General features: G+C 35.0%; 18 protein-coding genes. 4 read left to right on the top strand and 14 right to left on the bottom strand.

Annotated elements, in window-relative coordinates; all coding sequences use genetic code 11:
* Nucleotides 1-142: 142 nt before the first annotated feature.
* From AC52CF_RS19775 to AC52CF_RS19790, 4 genes are all read right to left on the bottom strand, one after another.
* Nucleotides 143-1,939 carry a phage tail-like protein gene (locus AC52CF_RS19775; protein ID WP_290264520.1) on the bottom strand — a complete coding sequence of 599 codons (1,797 nt, stop codon included), beginning with the start codon at nt 1,937-1,939 and terminating at the stop codon, nt 143-145.
* Nucleotides 1,940-2,106: 167 nt separating this feature from the next.
* Complete coding sequence (locus tag AC52CF_RS19780) at nt 2,107-3,081, bottom strand: helix-turn-helix transcriptional regulator (protein ID WP_375180730.1); 975 nt, start codon at nt 3,079-3,081, stop codon at nt 2,107-2,109.
* A gap of 397 nt (nt 3,082-3,478) precedes the next feature.
* Nucleotides 3,479-4,483, bottom strand: a complete 1,005-nt coding sequence (locus tag AC52CF_RS19785; RefSeq protein ID WP_496517593.1) for a helix-turn-helix domain-containing protein — start codon at nt 4,481-4,483, stop codon at nt 3,479-3,481.
* A 288-nt stretch (nt 4,484-4,771) separates the two neighbouring features.
* On the bottom strand, nt 4,772-4,969 hold the full coding sequence (locus tag AC52CF_RS19790; protein WP_290264510.1) for a hypothetical protein: 198 nt from the start codon (nt 4,967-4,969) through the stop codon (nt 4,772-4,774).
* A gap of 559 nt (nt 4,970-5,528) precedes the next feature.
* Between AC52CF_RS19790 and AC52CF_RS19795 the strand changes: the two genes are divergently transcribed.
* Nucleotides 5,529-5,879 (top strand): winged helix-turn-helix transcriptional regulator, encoded by a 351-nt coding sequence (locus tag AC52CF_RS19795; RefSeq protein WP_290264506.1) that lies wholly within the window; start codon nt 5,529-5,531, stop codon nt 5,877-5,879.
* A 180-nt stretch (nt 5,880-6,059) separates the two neighbouring features.
* Here the strand turns inward: AC52CF_RS19795 and AC52CF_RS19800 are convergent, their stop codons facing one another.
* From AC52CF_RS19800 to rsfS, 6 genes are all read right to left on the bottom strand, one after another.
* Complete coding sequence (locus AC52CF_RS19800; RefSeq protein ID WP_496517594.1) at nt 6,060-7,610, bottom strand: phage tail-like protein; 1,551 nt, start codon at nt 7,608-7,610, stop codon at nt 6,060-6,062.
* A gap of 311 nt (nt 7,611-7,921) precedes the next feature.
* Nucleotides 7,922-8,578 (bottom strand): phosphatidylserine decarboxylase family protein, encoded by a 657-nt coding sequence (locus tag AC52CF_RS19805; RefSeq protein ID WP_496517595.1) that lies wholly within the window; start codon nt 8,576-8,578, stop codon nt 7,922-7,924.
* Nucleotides 8,579-8,582: 4 nt separating this feature from the next.
* Nucleotides 8,583-9,455, bottom strand: coding sequence for a phosphatidate cytidylyltransferase (locus AC52CF_RS19810; protein WP_496517596.1), 873 nt, complete (start codon nt 9,453-9,455; stop codon nt 8,583-8,585).
* A gap of 24 nt (nt 9,456-9,479) precedes the next feature.
* Complete coding sequence (locus AC52CF_RS19815; protein WP_214588202.1) at nt 9,480-10,061, bottom strand: LUD domain-containing protein; 582 nt, start codon at nt 10,059-10,061, stop codon at nt 9,480-9,482.
* Nucleotides 10,062-10,197: 136 nt separating this feature from the next.
* Complete coding sequence (gene ftsH / locus AC52CF_RS19820) at nt 10,198-12,210, bottom strand: ATP-dependent zinc metalloprotease FtsH (protein WP_214588201.1); 2,013 nt, start codon at nt 12,208-12,210, stop codon at nt 10,198-10,200.
* Nucleotides 12,211-12,233: 23 nt separating this feature from the next.
* A complete protein-coding gene (gene rsfS / locus AC52CF_RS19825; RefSeq protein WP_076391563.1) occupies nt 12,234-12,596 on the bottom strand; it encodes a ribosome silencing factor in 363 nt (120 codons plus the stop codon).
* Nucleotides 12,597-12,682: 86 nt separating this feature from the next.
* Between rsfS and AC52CF_RS19830 the strand changes: the two genes are divergently transcribed.
* Complete coding sequence (locus AC52CF_RS19830) at nt 12,683-13,396, top strand: biotin--[acetyl-CoA-carboxylase] ligase (RefSeq protein ID WP_375180735.1); 714 nt, start codon at nt 12,683-12,685, stop codon at nt 13,394-13,396.
* On the opposite strand, the gene AC52CF_RS19835 is transcribed toward AC52CF_RS19830, so the two are convergent.
* From AC52CF_RS19835 to AC52CF_RS19850, 4 genes are read right to left on the bottom strand one after another with little or no spacing between them, the layout of a single operon-like run.
* A complete protein-coding gene (locus AC52CF_RS19835; protein ID WP_214588198.1) occupies nt 13,390-14,502 on the bottom strand; it encodes an LptF/LptG family permease in 1,113 nt (370 codons plus the stop codon). The genes AC52CF_RS19830 and AC52CF_RS19835 overlap by 7 nt on opposite strands.
* A gap of 21 nt (nt 14,503-14,523) precedes the next feature.
* The gene (gene tgt, locus AC52CF_RS19840) at nt 14,524-15,657 is read right to left on the bottom strand and encodes a tRNA guanosine(34) transglycosylase Tgt (protein WP_235132536.1); all 1,134 of its coding nucleotides are present in this window, start codon (nt 15,655-15,657) and stop codon (nt 14,524-14,526) included.
* Between the two features lie 6 nt (nt 15,658-15,663).
* Complete coding sequence (locus tag AC52CF_RS19845; protein ID WP_214588196.1) at nt 15,664-16,041, bottom strand: DUF4296 domain-containing protein; 378 nt, start codon at nt 16,039-16,041, stop codon at nt 15,664-15,666.
* Nucleotides 16,038-16,754, bottom strand: a complete 717-nt coding sequence (locus AC52CF_RS19850; protein ID WP_214588195.1) for a polyprenol monophosphomannose synthase — start codon at nt 16,752-16,754, stop codon at nt 16,038-16,040. Before AC52CF_RS19850 ends, AC52CF_RS19845 begins: the two co-directional genes overlap by 4 nt.
* A 174-nt stretch (nt 16,755-16,928) precedes the next feature.
* Here AC52CF_RS19850 and AC52CF_RS19855 point away from each other — a divergent pair, with 174 nt between their 5' ends.
* Both AC52CF_RS19855 and AC52CF_RS19860 read left to right on the top strand, forming a co-directional pair.
* Nucleotides 16,929-17,498, top strand: a complete 570-nt coding sequence (locus AC52CF_RS19855; protein WP_250902078.1) for a DUF4271 domain-containing protein — start codon at nt 16,929-16,931, stop codon at nt 17,496-17,498.
* Nucleotides 17,499-17,510: 12 nt separating this feature from the next.
* Nucleotides 17,511-18,251 carry a uroporphyrinogen-III synthase gene (locus AC52CF_RS19860; protein WP_108411599.1) on the top strand — a complete coding sequence of 247 codons (741 nt, stop codon included), beginning with the start codon at nt 17,511-17,513 and terminating at the stop codon, nt 18,249-18,251.
* Nucleotides 18,252-18,315: the final 64 nt, after the last annotated feature.

The raw sequence follows: 18,315 nt of genomic DNA on the forward strand, positions 1-18,315 counted from the left end.
AAGGTTTTCAATTCCTTTGGAAATACTCTTTTTCAGGTTAAAAGATTTGATACTTTACAAATATAAATGTATTAAACTTACAGCAAAAAGCCTCAGTAAAACCAATTACTGAAGCTTTTAGATGTATATTAATTTGTGCTTATTATTGGGTATTTATCCCATTGGTTTCTGCCTGCTTTATTGCCCATGCTAAAGCATTTGCAAAGATGATAGAATTCTGTACCTGCATTCCGCCCAATGCATATCCGTTGCCTGCATATCCATACGTCGACTTTTGTACCGGCAAATATCCTCCTGAACTTGGTGCAACAAATGGCTCAATAGTATTACTTGGATATTGATTACCATTGGCATTTTCGTTACTTAAAAATCCACCGTCTCCGAACCAGATAAAATTAAGCGAACTGTGTCTTAACCCTGAAATTCCCGTTCTGGGAGTTGTGCTGTTAATGGGCTGTGCATAACTGTAAGGAATAAATCCACTGGTAAGACCTGTAATATTAACCGTTGTAGAAGCGTCTTCTCCCCAGTTCTTTCCTCTCACATCTCCGAAAGGTCCGTTAAGTATCGGATCATTTGTATTTACAAGAGCATATACCGAACCGGCTCCTGCTCCATTAGCTGCTGAAATAGTAGGATCAGAGAAAATTGCGCGCATCATATTTTGGGAAGAAGCAGCATCATCCTCAAACGCAATTACAACCCCTTTATTATTTAAATAATTTGCAATATACCCCGAAGCTGTTGCGTCTGGTGTATAAGCATAGCCGACAATAACAATATCCGGTTTGGTGTTCAGTGCTGCTAATAATGTTGCATTAGAAGGTGCACCGCCTAAAGAAGTATGAGTATAGCCGCCAGATTTTACAACACTGGCTGCTGAAGTTCCAAAGTTTGTCGGAGAATCCATTAAACTTCTCGATGGTCCTGTAAAAGCACTGTAGCCGTAAACTGTTTCTAATCCGATGTGTAAAATTTTCTTTGATGGTATTGTCATTACTACCGTTACATTACAGGTAGATTCACCATCCGCACTGTTGGATGTAATCGTTATTACTTTATCAGCTGTGGATGTTGGTTTGCCCGTGCCGGATAATGTTATGTTCTGATTTCCTGTAGCAGTAAATATTCCTGATCCGCTGAAAGAAATTCCGTCTACTGTATTTGTTGTGATAGAATAACTTCCCAACGCTGTTACTGTAACGGGTAGTGTTATCGTATTGCCCGCGCCAAGAGCCGTTCCTTTTGTGTAAACGCCATTTACTGTTGCACTTCCGCATGAGACAGAATAGATTGCTGCTGAACTTAGTACATTCACCGTTACTGCCGGTGTACAGCTTACACTTACACCGTTTGCAAACAACTGAACAGTATCAGACTGAACTGCAGAAGGTGTTCCCTGCCCTGCAACCTGCACTGTCTGTATTCCTGTGTTTAGAAAAACACCTGTTGCGTAAAAATTATAACCATTGGTTGTGGTTCCCGTAATTGTATAGCTTCCTTTTTTGGTGACATTTACGGTTACTGTAAGATAATGTGAAGTGTTAAGTGTTTTTCCCTGAATATAAGTACCACTGGCTTTTGTATTCGCACAATCTATTGTAAAAACAGACTTTCCTATTTGCCCGCAGACGCTTTTCCATTCATTGTCTGCAAGACTCCAGTAATTAAGACAGTCTTCTGTAGTATTGTAAACCGTAAGACCGTCATCATTCGCGGGATTGATGGTAATTGCATCCCGCTGTGTTACTGTAAGACGGGGAATTAAAATACCTTTGTTATTATTGACGGAAACAACGTCTAATACAGAATTTGGGTTGGGAGAAGCAGTATTAATCCCTACAGCACCATTGTTTTGGGCGAAAAAGTTTCCGAAAGAGAAGAACAGGGCAAAAAACAGAGTTCTTACCAAAAATTTTGTAGATTTTGTATTCATCATGTTTTATTTATGGATTAAAATTTGAAATAAAATATTTATTTTATAAGCAGAAGCAAAGTTATCATCTATCAGCTCGTTTATTAGCAAATTGTGGCACGCAATATCACGCGTACGTAGTAAAACTTACTGTTTTTCAATATCTGAAGAGAAATCATAATGACGAATAGTTATATCTTCATAAGAAAACTGTTAATATTGACATCCGAAGGAATATTCAGTTTTTTTCGTATTCTGTATTTTTTACTCTCTACTGCTCTTATGCTGTTATTAGTACACTGAGCAATTTTTTTCGTATCGAAATCCAGTTTCATTAATGCACAGAAATATAATTCAGAATGAATAAGATTAGGGTTAATCTGTAAAATTCCCGGAATAAAACCTGGAAAGAAAACCTGAAACCTCTCAAAAAACATTACCGAATTTTTCTCTGCCAGTCTGAATATTTCATCAATATTTTCATCGGTAAGCTGATTAGCCTGCATCTGACTTTTCATTAATCTAGAATTGGTCTTCATCAAATCTTCAATGGTTGAATCTTTAATTTGTGTATTTTCGAGAAGTCCATTTATTAACTCGTCTTTTTGGCTTATAAAAACAATATCCATTAAAAAAGAAACGACAGAAAATAAAATGTTAAGCAGCTTTATGGTAGAGTAATCCTTTTCTTTCAAAAACTTACTTCTCGGTAAAAAACTGAAATCAAAGTAAAGGCAGGCAATAAAATTAAAACTGATAAAAAAAGTCAGAAAATAAATTTCTTTTTTGTTTTTTCTGTAATTTAAAAAGAAAGGAATTGCAAAGAGAATACTGAAATAAAAATATTCTACTCCAACTTTTTTTGAACTGTAAATATTAAAAAAACTTACAATAAGGGTAAGTAAAACCAAAATGCCTACCACTCCGAATTTGAGGGTTTTACGAAATGTTGTGGTTTTATCTTTAATTGAGATTAAAAGAATCCAGAATAAGGTAATAGTAATAAGGAATATAGAAATAATAATATCCCTGAAAAAAGTAATGATAAAGATAGCATAGAATAGAAAAAGAAAAAAAAGAAAAAATAAATAACGATTGATAAGTTGGTTATAATCATTTTCAAAATTACTTCTCTCTCCTTTATTGAAGATAAGCTTGTAAATCATTTTATGTTTTTTTATTTGTAGTTCAAGTAGCTATTTGTACAATTATTCTATACAATACCCAAATTATTCTTAGTTATAAACAAATTTTACAGAAAACAACGAATTGATTCTGAAAATATCAATCTTAAAATGATTTGTATTTAAAATAATTGAAGATCAGCTATTTAATTATATCAAAACTCTACATTACAAATATAAATAATTAAATATTTACTATAATTTTGAAAATATTATTTTTTATTTCTAGCAAATCAAAAAAACAACTAATGAATTTTTCTGCAAAATTAGCTATTGCAGTCAGTTTTTAAGTTTTTACAAATACTCAATTCTACTCACGCGTAGTAAAGCGTAGCCTTTTAAACCTTTACAGAAAGTGTTTTGACTTTTAAAATTGATTTTAGCCGTTTATCTCTTTTAAATATTCTCTGGGAGATTTGCCCATAATTTTTTTAAAAGCTCTGTTAAACTGAGATTGATGAACGAAGCCTGCACTTGTATAGATAACCTTTAAAGTGTATTTTTTATGAATATCTTTTTCAAATTCCTGTATAACAAAATTTATTCTGTAGGAATTGATAAAATCATTAAAGTTGGTTTTCCCTTTTTGGTTCAGAGCTGCTGAAATATAAGTTCTGTTGGTGTTTAACGCCTGTGTTAAGTCATAAATACTGGCATTAGAATTCAGGTAAAATTTATCCTTTTCGGTATAATCAATAATCCGTCTGTATAAAAGCATTAATTTATCTTCTTTTACTTCGGAGACGGATAATAATGGAGTTTCTTTCTCTAAAGTTTCATTTTTCTGTTCAAAATTGTTCTGAATTTTTACACTATTAAATTCTATTGCATAATAGATATGGAATGTTAACAGAAAGAGGAAGAAGAAAAAGTGGAAGTATAAAGAAAATAAATTGTAAATCCAGAGGAAAAAAACAGTATTAACGTCCTTGCTTTTCCAGCTTGGGAAGCTGTTCCATTCGAAAGAGCTGTACACCAATAGAAATACAATGAAAAAAAATGCAGAATAAAGAAAAGTATATTTAAAATTATTTACATAAGAAAAAGATATAGGGAATAAAATTAAATAAATAAGAGTAATTGGAAAATCCGGAAATTTAGATATTGAATTATATACGATCATTGCCATCTGAACGCAGTTGTTAAAATTCACAAGATGTTTGAATTTGAAATTATTTAAAAAATCTATTTTCCACAGCAAAATCAAAGACGATAAAAAACTTACTAGCGCAAGCAGGGTATTGTATTTGGTAACAATACCATAGAAATAAAAATCTAAAATTTTTATCGTTATAATTACTAAATCTAAAAATAATTTAATCCACAAATATTGTCTGATGAATACCTGACGTTTATTATACAGAATTTCCTTACTATAATTCATAAATATTAAGTGCCTATATACTTTATTAAATAAACAGAAAATTTAAACATAAAATTGTAGTGAAATGGAGTTCTTATAATGTCTATCAGTATAACTGATAAAAGTATTTATTTTTTGAAACTATAGATTAATAACTGCCGTCATTATTATTTATCATGCTATACATTTAAAAATGACAAATACTAAATTTAATAACGGCTCCTTCGGAATATTGAATATTCAAAGAACGGCTTATTAAAAAACAATAAAATCATAATTATAAAAATAAACTCGAAATACGAAGCTGATTTATGTATCGGCAGAAATATTTCTGTCGATATAAAATGTCTGCAAATTTAACTGCTGCTCACAGTCTCTATTATTTATGAAAGAATCATTTTTAGAATTTGCTTCAATAAAGTATTTCGGATCATAAGTATTAATTCCTACTTGAGCGAAAAAAACCATTGAAGATATTAAAACCAGAGGAATAATATTTTTTTTCATTGTTGTTCTTAGTGTAAATATTAAATAGCTTTGAAATTATAAATAAGCAAAACAAAAATAACAGTTTTAAAATTATGTCACCCAAATGAAATTTTTCCAAGGTGATAAATTAAACTATTTAGTAAAAAACAAAGATAAAAAATGCTATTTTAACAAAACGAAATATTTACAAAAACTGCTGCTATACAATATTTTAGGCAGTAAATGAACTCATTCATCAATCCTCCGTTTATTTTTACATTTTAGTTTTTATTTGTATTTACTTTTACAAATGGATCAAACAATGAGGTTAACTCAAGTGTATGTATAATTTCAATATTAAATACTGCCGTTAAATAATTTCCACTTTTCATATCAATATATTATCAAAACTACAATTGTATTTTACCATATAATTCGTCTTCTAATGAAAGTATTGTGAACTTTATTGAGCAAAGTTTAGACTTTCTTTTATAATAATTTGGTAATAGTCTGCGCTGTTTTTGTTTCAGAATATGCTTGCAAAATCCATTTGGCTCTATCATTTCATGCGCAATGGCTATCAGAAAAAGTCAAAACAATGAGCAAAAACATTAAAATAAAAGGTAAATTATATCCTTCTACTATAAGTTTAGCAATGGATTTGGTAGGCGGTAAATGGAAAGCTTTGATATTATACCATCTAAAAGATGGTGAAAGACGCTACACTGAACTTAAAAACGAGATGGATTTTATTACAGATATGTCCTTAAGTTTATATTTAAAACAATTACGTGATGATGGTCTGGTTTCAAGAAAAGTTTACGGAAAGAAACCTCCATTAAAAGTAATCTACAGTTTAACCGATTTTGGTAAAACACTTATTCCTTTACTGGAAGCTATAGATAACTGGGGAAATCTTATATTAGAACAACAAAATAAAAACACATGATGAAATTTTACCAACCTTATTCCACGAAATTCAGCAGACAGATTGCCAATACATTCATCTGTCATGTTAAAATTAAATAATTGATCTCGGGATTTCCTTCAACGTTATAGTCTTTTCACGGAAAAAGCTCTTAAGGATAAACATTAAGAGCTTATATTTGTTTTCTAAGAACTCAGAACATTATGGAACCCTGAACTGTTCTATTCTAAGGTATCCTTTTGTTGCAGGACAAGTACCACTTGGGCAGCTAGTAGAGTTAAGATAAGGTGTACTTGAATAAACTGGACTTGAACCATCATTGGAAAAAAAGCACGTTAATACATAAACGATTTTTGAATTATCCAATGTAGACCAAGTATATGTCCTATATTGTGGTCGAGACCCGGCGAAGAATTCTTTATTACCCCAAATTGCTTGTGTGCCTTCTACAAAATCTCCCGGATAACTTTCACCAGTACCTCCGTTCCAAGCTCCTTGTGCTGTAAATACATTTACATTGAACGAATTTCCTCCACCATTCCAAGTTATACGCGGAGTACCTACATTACTTCTTATCTGCAATTTTATAATATCTATTAAAGCATCAGGCTCTATAAACATTCTTACGGAAAATTTTCCATCTGGGGAAGTGACATATTTATGATATCCTGCATAGGGACTAGAAGTTGAAACCAAAGGTCCCAAAATAATCGATTGGCTATATTCAGCAGCATCCTGATCGCCTACTGCAGCACTGCAATTCTGACCACTGGTAAGAAATGGCACTAAACCATTGCCGGAACTTCCCTGTATAGGAAAAGTAATTGCTGTAGGGGAAGAAACAGAAGGTGTTCCCCATACTGAGAAAGAAAGCTGACCACTGCCTGTTGCAAGCTCTCCCGGAAGAAGTTTTATGTTCAATCCATTTACGGTAACTGTAGTTCCTTCCTGATAGAGACCGCCGTTACCTTCTGTATACGGGATTTTTAAAATCCCATTATAAGCTACCCCGCTGGTATAGGTTGCAGGAGATAAAGTCGCAGCGTTGCAGGTTAAAGAAGTTATGGTAGGCGCTTTTGTAGATTGATTATTAATTGTTCTCCATTCGGTTCCATTCCAAAAAACAAATCCTTTATAAGTTAAAGCTGCTGATCCGTTATTGTAGACTAACATACTGGTTAATGGATTAGGAATGGTAACAATATCTGTGGTACTTGTAAGAGCAACTCTAGGAATTAAAATACCTTTATCTGCGGCTGTTAAATCTAATAATGCCGATGTATTCGGAGTTTCAGTTCCAATCCCCAGATTTCCGTTATCTTTTATAACAAAGGCGGTATTTAATGGTCTTACGGTAGATCCGTCAGATTTAGTTCCCAGTTTTACCATCTGGTTGGTATTGTCATTTACAAATGCATCATTTGTAAGATCTCCGGCACTTCCTCCCCCGCTTAAACCTACCCAGGAAGAGATTCCATCCCAATAGTAAAATCCTTTATTATAAATGCCGGAATTGTTTATTAGATATACCAGCTGTCCATTCACAGTACCGTTTACATTCAGTGCTGTAACTCTGGGAACAAGAATACCATCTTTACCGTGTACAACACCGGGAATGGCTACCCCCGCATTTCCGGTATCATTTTTTCCTCTGATATCCAGCGTCGCCTCAGGAGATGACGTATTAATTCCCACTTGGGCAAAAGAAGAACAACTCAGCCCGATCAGATAAAAAATATAAAAATTTCTCATTTCGTAGTGTTTAAGTTAAGGTTATTAAAAAAGCAGCTAATTACATAAAAGAAAATTAGATGAACTGAATCATGCCGTAATAATGCATAAACTAATTATTCATCTGATTATCCCACACTTAATGAGACAAAATTATAGTATATATCAATCTCTACCAATACCTATCATTTTTGATAGGTTAAAATATTTAAAGCTTTTTTTAAATTTAAATTTCAAAAAAATTTGGAAATCCTTTCAGATATTGATTTTTGAAAAAGAAAAAGAGAGGCTGAAAAACCTCTCTTTGTATTATAATAATTTTGTATCAATTTCTATTCATCCTTCATTCTGGCGATTACATCAAGACCTCCTTTCGTGATATCACCAATTTTACATACAATTTCTGTATCTAAAGGAAGAAATACGTCCATTCTGGAACCGAATTTAATGAAACCGAACTCATGCCCTGCTTTTGCAGTATCGCCTTCATTACAGTAGAAAACAATTCTTCTTGCCACATATCCTGCAATCTGTCTGAAAACCACTTTATGATTGGTTAAACTTTCCACCGCAACGGTTGTTCTCTCGTTTTCCGTAGAAGATTTTTCATGCCACGCTACAAGATATTTTCCCGGATGGTATTTTTTATAAATTACATTTCCTGAAACCGGATACCGGCAGATATGTACATTCAGCGGAGACATAAAGATAGAAACCTGAATGGCTCTTCCTTTGATAAATTCATCTTCTTCCACTTCTTTTATCATTACTACCTTTCCGTCTACCGGAGCAATCACATTCTCTTTGTGATCGAGAATTTCACGATTCGGAACTCTGAAGAACCAAAATACTAAACTGTAGATTACCAATAAAGGCAGAATGATCACCAACGACCACATTTCAAGAAAATAAATAGCCAGCGCACCCAAAATGATGAACAGGATAGTCGCAACGGTAATGGTTCCTTTTGATTCTCTGTGTAATTTCATGAGATTAAATAAATTTTTCTAAAATAAAGTACAAATATACGACAGGAACACAAATAATGAAACTATCCAGTCTGTCTAATACGCCTCCATGTCCCGGAATGATGTTTCCGCTGTCTTTCACGGCGAAATTTCTTTTCAGTTGGCTCTCCACCAAATCCCCGATCGGCGCGAAGGCAGCCACCAGAAAACCTACCACCATCCAGTTTCCGCGAAGATCCGGATGATAATGTTCTACAAAATAAGACAGGATTAAAGTAAGAACAACACCGCCAATATAACCTTCCCATGTTTTTTTAGGAGAAATTTTAGGCGCCATTTTATGTTTACCGAAGAATTTTCCGGTTAAATACGCAAAGGTATCGCTGCTCCAGATCAGGATGAACAGAAACAGAACTTCTAAAGAAAAACTGTTATCATAGCTTCTAAATTTGGGAAGTCCCAAAGCAAAGCTGAAAGGCAGTGCCACATAAATTACCGTGAAAATAAGCTTTCCGCTGTCAAAATATAATTCGTTCGGGAATTTAAATAATGTAACGGCTGCAATAACGATAAGAACCATCGCAAGGATTTCACTGAGTCTGAAATCGAAAAAGAAACCGTAATTAAAATACCTTTTCGAAAACACATAAAAAATAAAAATCACCAAAGGAAAAACAACAAACCGTTCATAGCCTTTCCCGAATTTCATGATTTTAAAACATTCCCAAGAACCAACTCCCATTAGAAGAGTGATTAATCCGTAATAAAGATATTGCTGCTTTACAAGATCCGGAGAAATACTGTTGATTAGCTGGGCTCCAAGCGGAGTGGTACAAAGAATAATAACTGCTACGTAAACAATTCCTGATAAGGTTCTTTGAATGAGATTTTTGTCCAAGATATTAAATTTTAAATCTGATGCTTAATCTTCAAGCAACAATAAAAACAGTTTTGTGTTGGTATGGGAAGAAGTATCCATTTTCGACTGTCCACCGCTGATGGAAGTCAGATTTTTAATATTTCCGTTTCTTTTGATCTTTCCCATGGCATCATTCAGGTTGTTCACGATCTGTGAAATATTCGCCATGATGATAATTTTATCCGGCAGTCTGGAAGAATGATAATGGAGGATATTATTGTGAGAAAGCATAATTCTTCCGTCGTACGCAATAAGATATTCACAGGTAATGAAACTTGCATCGTTATTGCTCTGGAGTTCAGAAGTATAAGGCGTTTTTACGACATTCAGGAAATTCTGAAGGTCTTTATCCCAACAGAACATATTATGTATTCCTTCAATTTTAATAATCTGGTTCAAAGTCTGTAACGCCTCCGCTTCATCTGCACAGTAATTAAAAAAACCTCCGGAATGCGTAAACAGTTGGGCAAACTTATAATCGAGATCCGCATTTTTCAGCGAATCCCCTAGCTTTTCCAGGCTTTGTCTTTCATCCTGCTCCGGCTGGTTCGTAAGTTTGCTTACAATCTTCTTAAATAAATTCAATTTGATCTATTTTTAGTCAACTTTATACAAAAATATAAATTAATCGTATAGAAATCCAAAAACATACCGAGAAATATAAAAAAACCCGACAATTTCAGAACTGTCAGGTTTTGTGTTATTTAAATTTAAAGAAATTTTAAAGCTGTGTCGGGCTTTCAGGAGCCTGAATTTCACTGTCTCCTTCTTTTTCTTTAGTCAGAATCTGTTCTTGCGGTTCCTTAGCATCCGGAATCGTATTGGTAACAGGTTTCTCTGTTAATTCAGGATCCCATGCTCTCTTTCCGAAAATTTCTTCAAGGTCTTCACGGAAGATCACTTCTTTTTCTAAAAGCTTATTCGCCAGAGCATCAAGCTTATCTTTATTTTCAGTTAAAATCTGAACCGCTCTGTCATACTGATTTTCGATAATTCCTTTGATCTCAATATCAATTTTCTTCGCAGTTTCTTCAGAATAAGGCTTTCCGAAAGAATATTCAGACTGACCTGAACTGTCATAATAAGAGATATTTCCAATATTCGGACTCAAACCATAAATGGTTACCATTGCCTGAGCTCTTTTGGTTACACTTTCAAGATCAGAAAGCGCTCCGGTGGAAATATTATTGAATATCACCTGCTCTGCTGCTCTACCTCCCAATGTTGCACACATTTCGTCCAACATTTGTTCTGTAGTTGTTAACTGTCTTTCTTCCGGAAGATACCAAGCCGCACCTAAAGAACGTCCTCTCGGAACAATCGTTACTTTCAATAGTGGTGAAGCGTGTTCTACCAGCCATGAAATCGTAGCATGTCCTGCTTCATGATAAGCAACTCTTCTTTTTTCAGAAGGTTTAATAGCTTTATTTTTCTTTTCAAGACCACCGATAATTCTGTCTACCGCATCAAGGAAATCCTGTTTCGTTACCGAAGCGTGGTTGTTTCTTGCTGCAATTAAAGCTGCTTCATTACAAACATTTGCAATATCTGCTCCACTGAATCCCGGTGTTTGTTTTGCCAGGAATTCTCTGTCTACAGTATCATCAAGTTTGATTTTCTTTAAATGAACATCAAAAATCTGTCTTCTTTCGTGCAGTTCCGGAAGGTCTACATAAATGGAACGGTCAAAACGTCCGGCTCTCATTAAAGCTTTATCCAGAATATCCGCTCTGTTGGTAGCAGCCATTACGATAACATTGGTATCGGTTCCGAAACCATCCATTTCAGTTAACAACTGGTTCAGCGTGTTTTCTCTTTCGTCGTTTCCGCCAGAGAAATTATTTTTCCCTCTTGCACGTCCGATGGCATCAATCTCATCAATAAAGATAATCGCAGGAGATTTTGCTTTTGCCTGAGCAAAAAGGTCTCTTACTCTTGAAGCTCCTACCCCAACAAACATTTCCACAAAATCTGAACCTGAAAGCGAGAAGAAAGGAACTTTCGCCTCTCCCGCTACTGCTTTTGCCAATAATGTTTTACCGGTTCCCGGAGGACCCACCAAAAGAACTCCTTTCGGAATTTTACCTCCCAGTTTGGTATATTTTTCTGAGTTTTTAAGGAAATCCACGACTTCCTGAACTTCTTCTTTCGCTCCTTCAAGACCTGCAACATCTTTAAATGTTACCTGAATTCTTTCTTTTTCATCAAAAAGTTTTGCTTTCGACTTTCCGATGGAGAAAATTTGTCCGCCGGGTCCGCCTCCGCTTCCCATTTTTCTGAAAAGAAGGAAATAAAAGATCCCTAGAATCGCAATCCAGATTAATGCCTGAATTAAAAAGCTCGTTAACGGGCTTTCGCCTTCCGCATAATCTTTAGACGTTTTTATCGCCGGATTTTGCATTCTGATGGCATCAAATTTTTCAAGGAAAAGTCTAAGATCTCCATATTTAAGCGAGTAATCTGCCTTTGGAGCCATTACAAGCCCCGAAAAAGGATTCGATTTGTCGTCTTTTTTTACAGTTGCCGTTTTGGCAGCCTGTGTTAAAAATACATCGGCTTTCTGAGCCTGTTTGTCAATTAAAACTCTCTGGACTTTTCCTGCCTGCATTTCTCTGAAGAAACCATCTTCATCGATTGTCTTACCACTGCTGTCGCCCATAGAATTGGCTACAAAGAACAGCACAAGTGCCACAATCATGATAGGAAAAAACCAGTTAAATCCTTTATTGTTCATTTATACTTTTTAAAATTTAATAATTAATTTTCGATTTTCGTAATCACAGCATCTCCCCAAAGTTCTTCAATATCATAATACTCTCTTACTTCTTTCTGGAAAATGTGGACTACTACGGAAACGTAATCTACCAAAACCCACATAGAGTTTTCGGTACCTTCTACGTGCCAAGGTCTGTCTTTAAGGTCGTTTCTTACTTTTTTCTCTACACTTCCCGCTAACGCCGAAACCTGTGTATTTGAGTTTCCGCTGCAAATGATGAAAGTTTCTGCTACTGAATTTTCGATATTGGAAAGATCAAAGATCATGATATCTTCACCTTTTACATCCTGGATAGCCTCTACAATTTTATCTATTAGCGCTTGTTTTTCTACTGTTTTATTCATTAAAAAATACTATAATCTGCAAATTTATTGTTTTTCTTTTACTTTAGCCTTATTTTTAGCCTTTTAAAGTCTTAAAGTTTTCTTAAATGAGCGCACTGTTTTATCTGAAAGAATGTTCTTCTACTAATGACGAAATATCTAAGTTTTTACTTTACGAAGATTCAGATTTTATTGCACTTCACACATTCAATCAGACGAAAGGTCGCGGACAGTACGGAAATACATGGTCTTCAACGGCTGAAAAAAATCTGGCGTATACTCTTGCTGTAAAGGCTGAACACTTTACAGTCTCGGGTTTTATGTTCAATTATTATACCGCAATTGTCATAAGGGATTTCCTTGCCAATTTGACTGACAGCGATGTGAAAATAAAATGGCCGAATGATATGATTGTTAAAGGTAAAAAAATCGTCGGAATCCTGATTGAAAAGAAAAAATTTAATCAAAATCAATATTTTATTGCAGGAGCCGGATTTAATATTCTTCAGGAAAAATTTGAAATTTCCAATGCAGGATCGCTTTTAACGCAGACCGGAAGGAGTTTTAACCTGAATGATTTCACTTTACAACTTCATGATTTTTTAACCGAAAAACTGAAAAATATTCCTTCGGAAGAGGAAATCCTCAAACTTTTCAATGAAAACCTGTTCCGAAAAGACGAAATATCGGTGTTCGAACTCGAAAAAACACGCCAAAATGGCATCATCAAAAAGGCTGATGAAAATGGTGAACTCTGGATTGATCTTGAAAATGACGGACTACAATCTTTCTATCACAAAGAAATAAAATTACTTTACTGATTGGCTCTTTTAATGTAAAGAAAAGCAGCAAGCGGGAAAAAGATCATATTGGGAAGCCACATCGCCAAAGCCGGAGATATACTTTTATTTTCCGAAACCACTTTTAAAGCTTCAAAGGAAAATACGAAAACAAAGGCTAAAGAAATCCCTAAAGCTAAATTAATCCCCAATCCGCCTCGTTTTTTCTGTGAAGAAAGCGACAGCGCCAAAAAGGTAAGAATAACGATGGAAAATGGCATCGAAGTCCTCTGATGAAGCTCGTTTAAGTGCGCATTCAAGTTGCTGTTTCCTTTTTCGGTTTCTCTTTTAATGAATTTTATCAGTTCCGGTGTTGTTTTATTTTGTCCTAAAAGTTCATTGGGGAAAAGTTCTTCCGGATCATGACCGTATTTTTTCTTCAGATCGAAACCGCTGGATAATTTCTCGGTATCGTCTTTATTGATGGTTTTTTCCGTATAGGAATTCAGTACAAATTCTTTTTTGTCTTTATCCCACGAAACATCAGAAGCCTTTAACTCGTACGTCATTCTTCTGTCCTTATCAAACTTCTGATAGACGAATCCGGAACCTCTTTTTTCTCTTTTATTCCATGAATTGATAAAGATATACTCCGTTTTGCTTAATTGCGCAGAAACGGGAGCCGTTCCTAAAACCTTTTCTTTATTGGTTGCATTGTAGGTATAGGCTTCCAGCTGATTTTTCTGAATATTCGCCCACGGAAGCAAAAAGTGATTGATTCCCAACGATAAAACAGCAATAAACAAAGACGTAAGCAGATACGGTCTTGCAAACCTGTGAAAACTCGCTCCACTACTGATGACGGCAACAATCTCGGTATTGTTTGCCATTCTTGAGGTGAAATAAATCACCGAAATAAAGACGAGGATCGAAAGGAACGTCATGACCAGATTCACGATCCAGAAAGGATAAAAGTGAATCAGGAAATACGTTACATTAAGTTTTGGGTCTAATGCCGTTGCATTTTCAATTCTTGGAATTTTCTGCTGAACATCGATTACCAAAACAACAATAGACAGCAATATCAGCATGAAACTGAATGTTCCAAGGTATTTTCTAACGATATATCGGTCTATTATCTTAAGCATTTTACTGCGTTTTATTTTTAATTATAATCTTTGACGAAGAATTGGAACCACCGAATTTTTCCACTGATAGAAATCTCCTGCCATAATATGTTCTCTTGCCACTTTTACCAGATCCAGATAAAAGGCTAAATTATGAATGGAAGCAATCTGTTTTGCAAGATATTCTTTAGAAACAAACAAATGTCTTACGTACGCTTTAGAATATTCTCTGTCTACGAAACTTGTTCCAAATTCGTCCAGAGGCGAAAAATCTTTCTTCCACTTTTCATTTTTCATATTCATTACCCCTTTCCAAGTGAAAAGCATTGCGTTTCTGGCATTTCTTGTCGGCATTACACAATCCATCATATCGATTCCCAAACCGATGGATTCCAGGATATTCCACGGAGTTCCCACTCCCATTAAATATCTCGGTTTTTCTTTTGGCAGAATATCGGTAACCTCATCTGTAATTCTGTACATTTCTTCTTCAGGCTCGCCTACGGAAAGACCGCCGATTGCATTACCTTCCGCTCCGGCTTCCGCAATGACTTCTGCGGAAATTTTTCTTAAATCGGAAAAAGTAGATCCCTGAACAATAGGGAAAAGTCTTTGCTTGTGACCGTACAATTCAGGATTGTTTTCCGTCCATTCAATACATCTTTTTAACCAACGGTGTGTAAGTTCCATGGATGTTTTTGCCTGATTGTATTCGCATGGATACGCCACACATTCATCAAAAGCCATAAAAATATCGGCCCCGATCTGTCTCTGGATCTCCATCGATTTTTCAGGAGAGAACATATGGTAACTTCCGTCGATGTGAGATTTGAATCGGGCTCCTTCTTCAGACATTTTTCTACTGCTCGCCAGCGAAAATACCTGAAAACCTCCCGAATCCGTAAGAATTGGCAGATCCCAGTTCATGAATTTATGCAAACCTCCGGCTTCCTGCATGACTTCCATTCCCGGACGAAGGTATAAATGATAAGTATTTCCCAGAATGATCTGAGCTTTGATATCTTCTTTTAATTCTCTCTGATGAACTGTTTTTACACTTGCAACGGTTCCTACAGGCATAAAAATAGGCGTCTGAATCTTACCGTGATCCGTGGTAAGTTCTCCCGCTCTCGCCTTTCCCTCAGAGGTTTTTTCTATATTAAAAAACTTTTGCATCTTAAATTATCTCGATAAAGCAGGAGGATTCTGAAGATTTCCTGATTTATTTTTTTTATCCTTTACATACTGATCCGCTTTGGGATCTTTCTTTAATACTATTTTCTGGGCATCATCTGCAATACCGCTCATCTCTTCCTTCACCACATAATATTTGAAGCTTTCCACAAAATCCTGAGATTTTACATTATGGGTTTTCAGGATATATCTTGTTCCTGCCTCCAGATTCGTGTTGGGATACATGAAAGTTGCCTGATCGTTAATGGAAAGATCAGCCAGAATTTCTGCCATCTGATCTTTCGGGATCAGATTTTTAGGCTTATCGATGTAGTCTCCGCATGAAAACAGACACATCAGAACGAAAATGAAGATCAGTTTTTTCATAATCTGTTGATGATGGATTTCCATTTTAAATTTAAAACTCCAAAAACCGCTTCATGAATGATACCGCCATTCATTTTGCTTTCTCCCAGAATTCTGTTGGTAAAAATAATAGGAACTTCTACAATTTTAGATCCTTTTTTAAAAGCTCTGAATTTCATTTCGATCTGAAATCCATATCCTTTTAATTTTACGTTATCCAAACCGATTTCTTCCAGAACCTTTCTTGAAAAACAGACAAAGCCTGCCGTAGTATCATGAATCGGAAGTCCCAAAACAAAACGAACATATTTTGAAGCAAAATAAGACAGTAAAACTCTTCCCATAGGCCAGTTTACCACATTTACTCCTTTGGAATAACGGGAACCGATTGCCATGTCTGCTTTTAAACAGGCTTCATAAAGCTTAGGCAGATCATTCGGGTTGTGCGAAAAATCGGCATCCATTTCAAAAATATAATCATATTTATTTTCGATCGCCCATTTAAAACCATGAATGTATGCTTTTCCCAAACCATCTTTCACCTTTCGTACCGACAGATGAAGATAATGAGGATAATTCTTCTGCAACTCCTTCACCAAGTCCGCTGTTCCATCAGGAGACGAGTCATCCACTACCAAAATATGAAAGTCATCTTCCAATGCAAAAACTGCGGAAATAATATTTTCAATATTTTCCTTTTCGTTGTAAGTCGGAATTATGACCAGTTTTTTCATTTCAGTTTGCAAAGATAGTTTATTTAACCTTTTTATTTTATACAAAATAATCTATAATTTTGCAAAAAAATTCCGTTGCCTTTATCACAAACATTTATAAATCATGTAAGAATACCTGAACATAACGATTGGGTAATCTTTATATTGTTGGGCTGTATCTTTTTATACCTTTTTATGATGAACGTCGTAGAAAGAGAAGCCAACCTGAAAGATTTTCTGCTTCAAAAATATTTTGATGCCAGTAACAACCTTCCGAGCTGGGTAATCACTTCCTGCGTTATTACACTCACGCTTTCGGTTTTAATTTCCCAGTATATTCCCGTAGTTCCAAAATATGTTGCCGATCTTCAGATTTTGGGGTATCAGCTTAATAAATTTGGCTTTTGTTTAATTGCGATCATATTTTTTTATGCAATAAAATCAACTTTAGGATTTTTATTTTTCCAAAGCATTGGCGACGGAAAGAAATGGACTGTTTTTTATTTTACCTCTACAAAATTTTATTTTGTCCTGTCTTTTTTGTTAATAATTTTATGTGTAACCCACTATTATTTCCCGATCGACAGAAATAAAATGTTTTTATATTACATTTTCTTTTTCTCTTTTGTATTCATTTTCAAGGTGTTTTTCTATTTATTTCACAAGAACAACATCTTACCTGAGAAATGGTATTATAAATTTTTGTATATTTGCACGCTCCAAATCGCACCCATTTTGTTGCTTTGGAAACTATTGTTTTTTTAATAACTGTCAATGATGAGAATAAAGTCTATATTGGTTTCTCAACCAGCGCCAAGTGAGTCGTCTCCGTACCTGGAAATTGCAAAGAAGGAAAAGATAAAGATTGATTTCCGCCCTTTCATCCACGTCGAAGGAGTTGACAATAAAGAGCTTAGAACACAAAAGATCGATCTTACGCAATATACCGGAATTATTTTCACGAGTAAAAACGCGATCGACCATTACTTCAGATTAGCTGAAGAGCTTCGTTTTTCGGTTCCTGATACGATGAGATACATCTGTCAGTCCGAAGCCATTGCGAATTATCTTCAAAAGCATATTGTGTACAGAAAAAGAAAGATCAGCTTCGGGGAAAAGAATTTCTCGGATCTTCTTCCGCTGTTTAAAAAATTCCCGAGCGAAAAATATCTTTTGCCATCATCAGATGTTTTAAGTCCGGATATTACCAAAACAATGGAAGCTTCTAATGTAGACTGGAAAAGAGCAATCATGTACAGAACAGTTTGCAGCGATCTTACAGACATCAATGTAAAGGATTATGATATGCTGATTTTCTTCAGTCCGCAGGGAATTAAATCTCTACAGCAGAATTTTCCGGATTTCAAACAGGAAGAAACAAAAATCGGCGTTTTCGGTGCAACTACTTCAGCAGCTGCAGAAGAAGCAGGGCTAACAGTAGATTTAATGGCTCCTACAAAGGAAACTCCGTCCATGACTATGGCATTGGAAAAGTATATTAAAGCATTACATAAATAAGTTTTTAATATAAAATATAAAGCAACCGTCTTTTCTTACCGGAAAGATGGTTTTTTTTTAACTA

The organism is Chryseobacterium sp. 2P, from assembly GCF_059579425.1.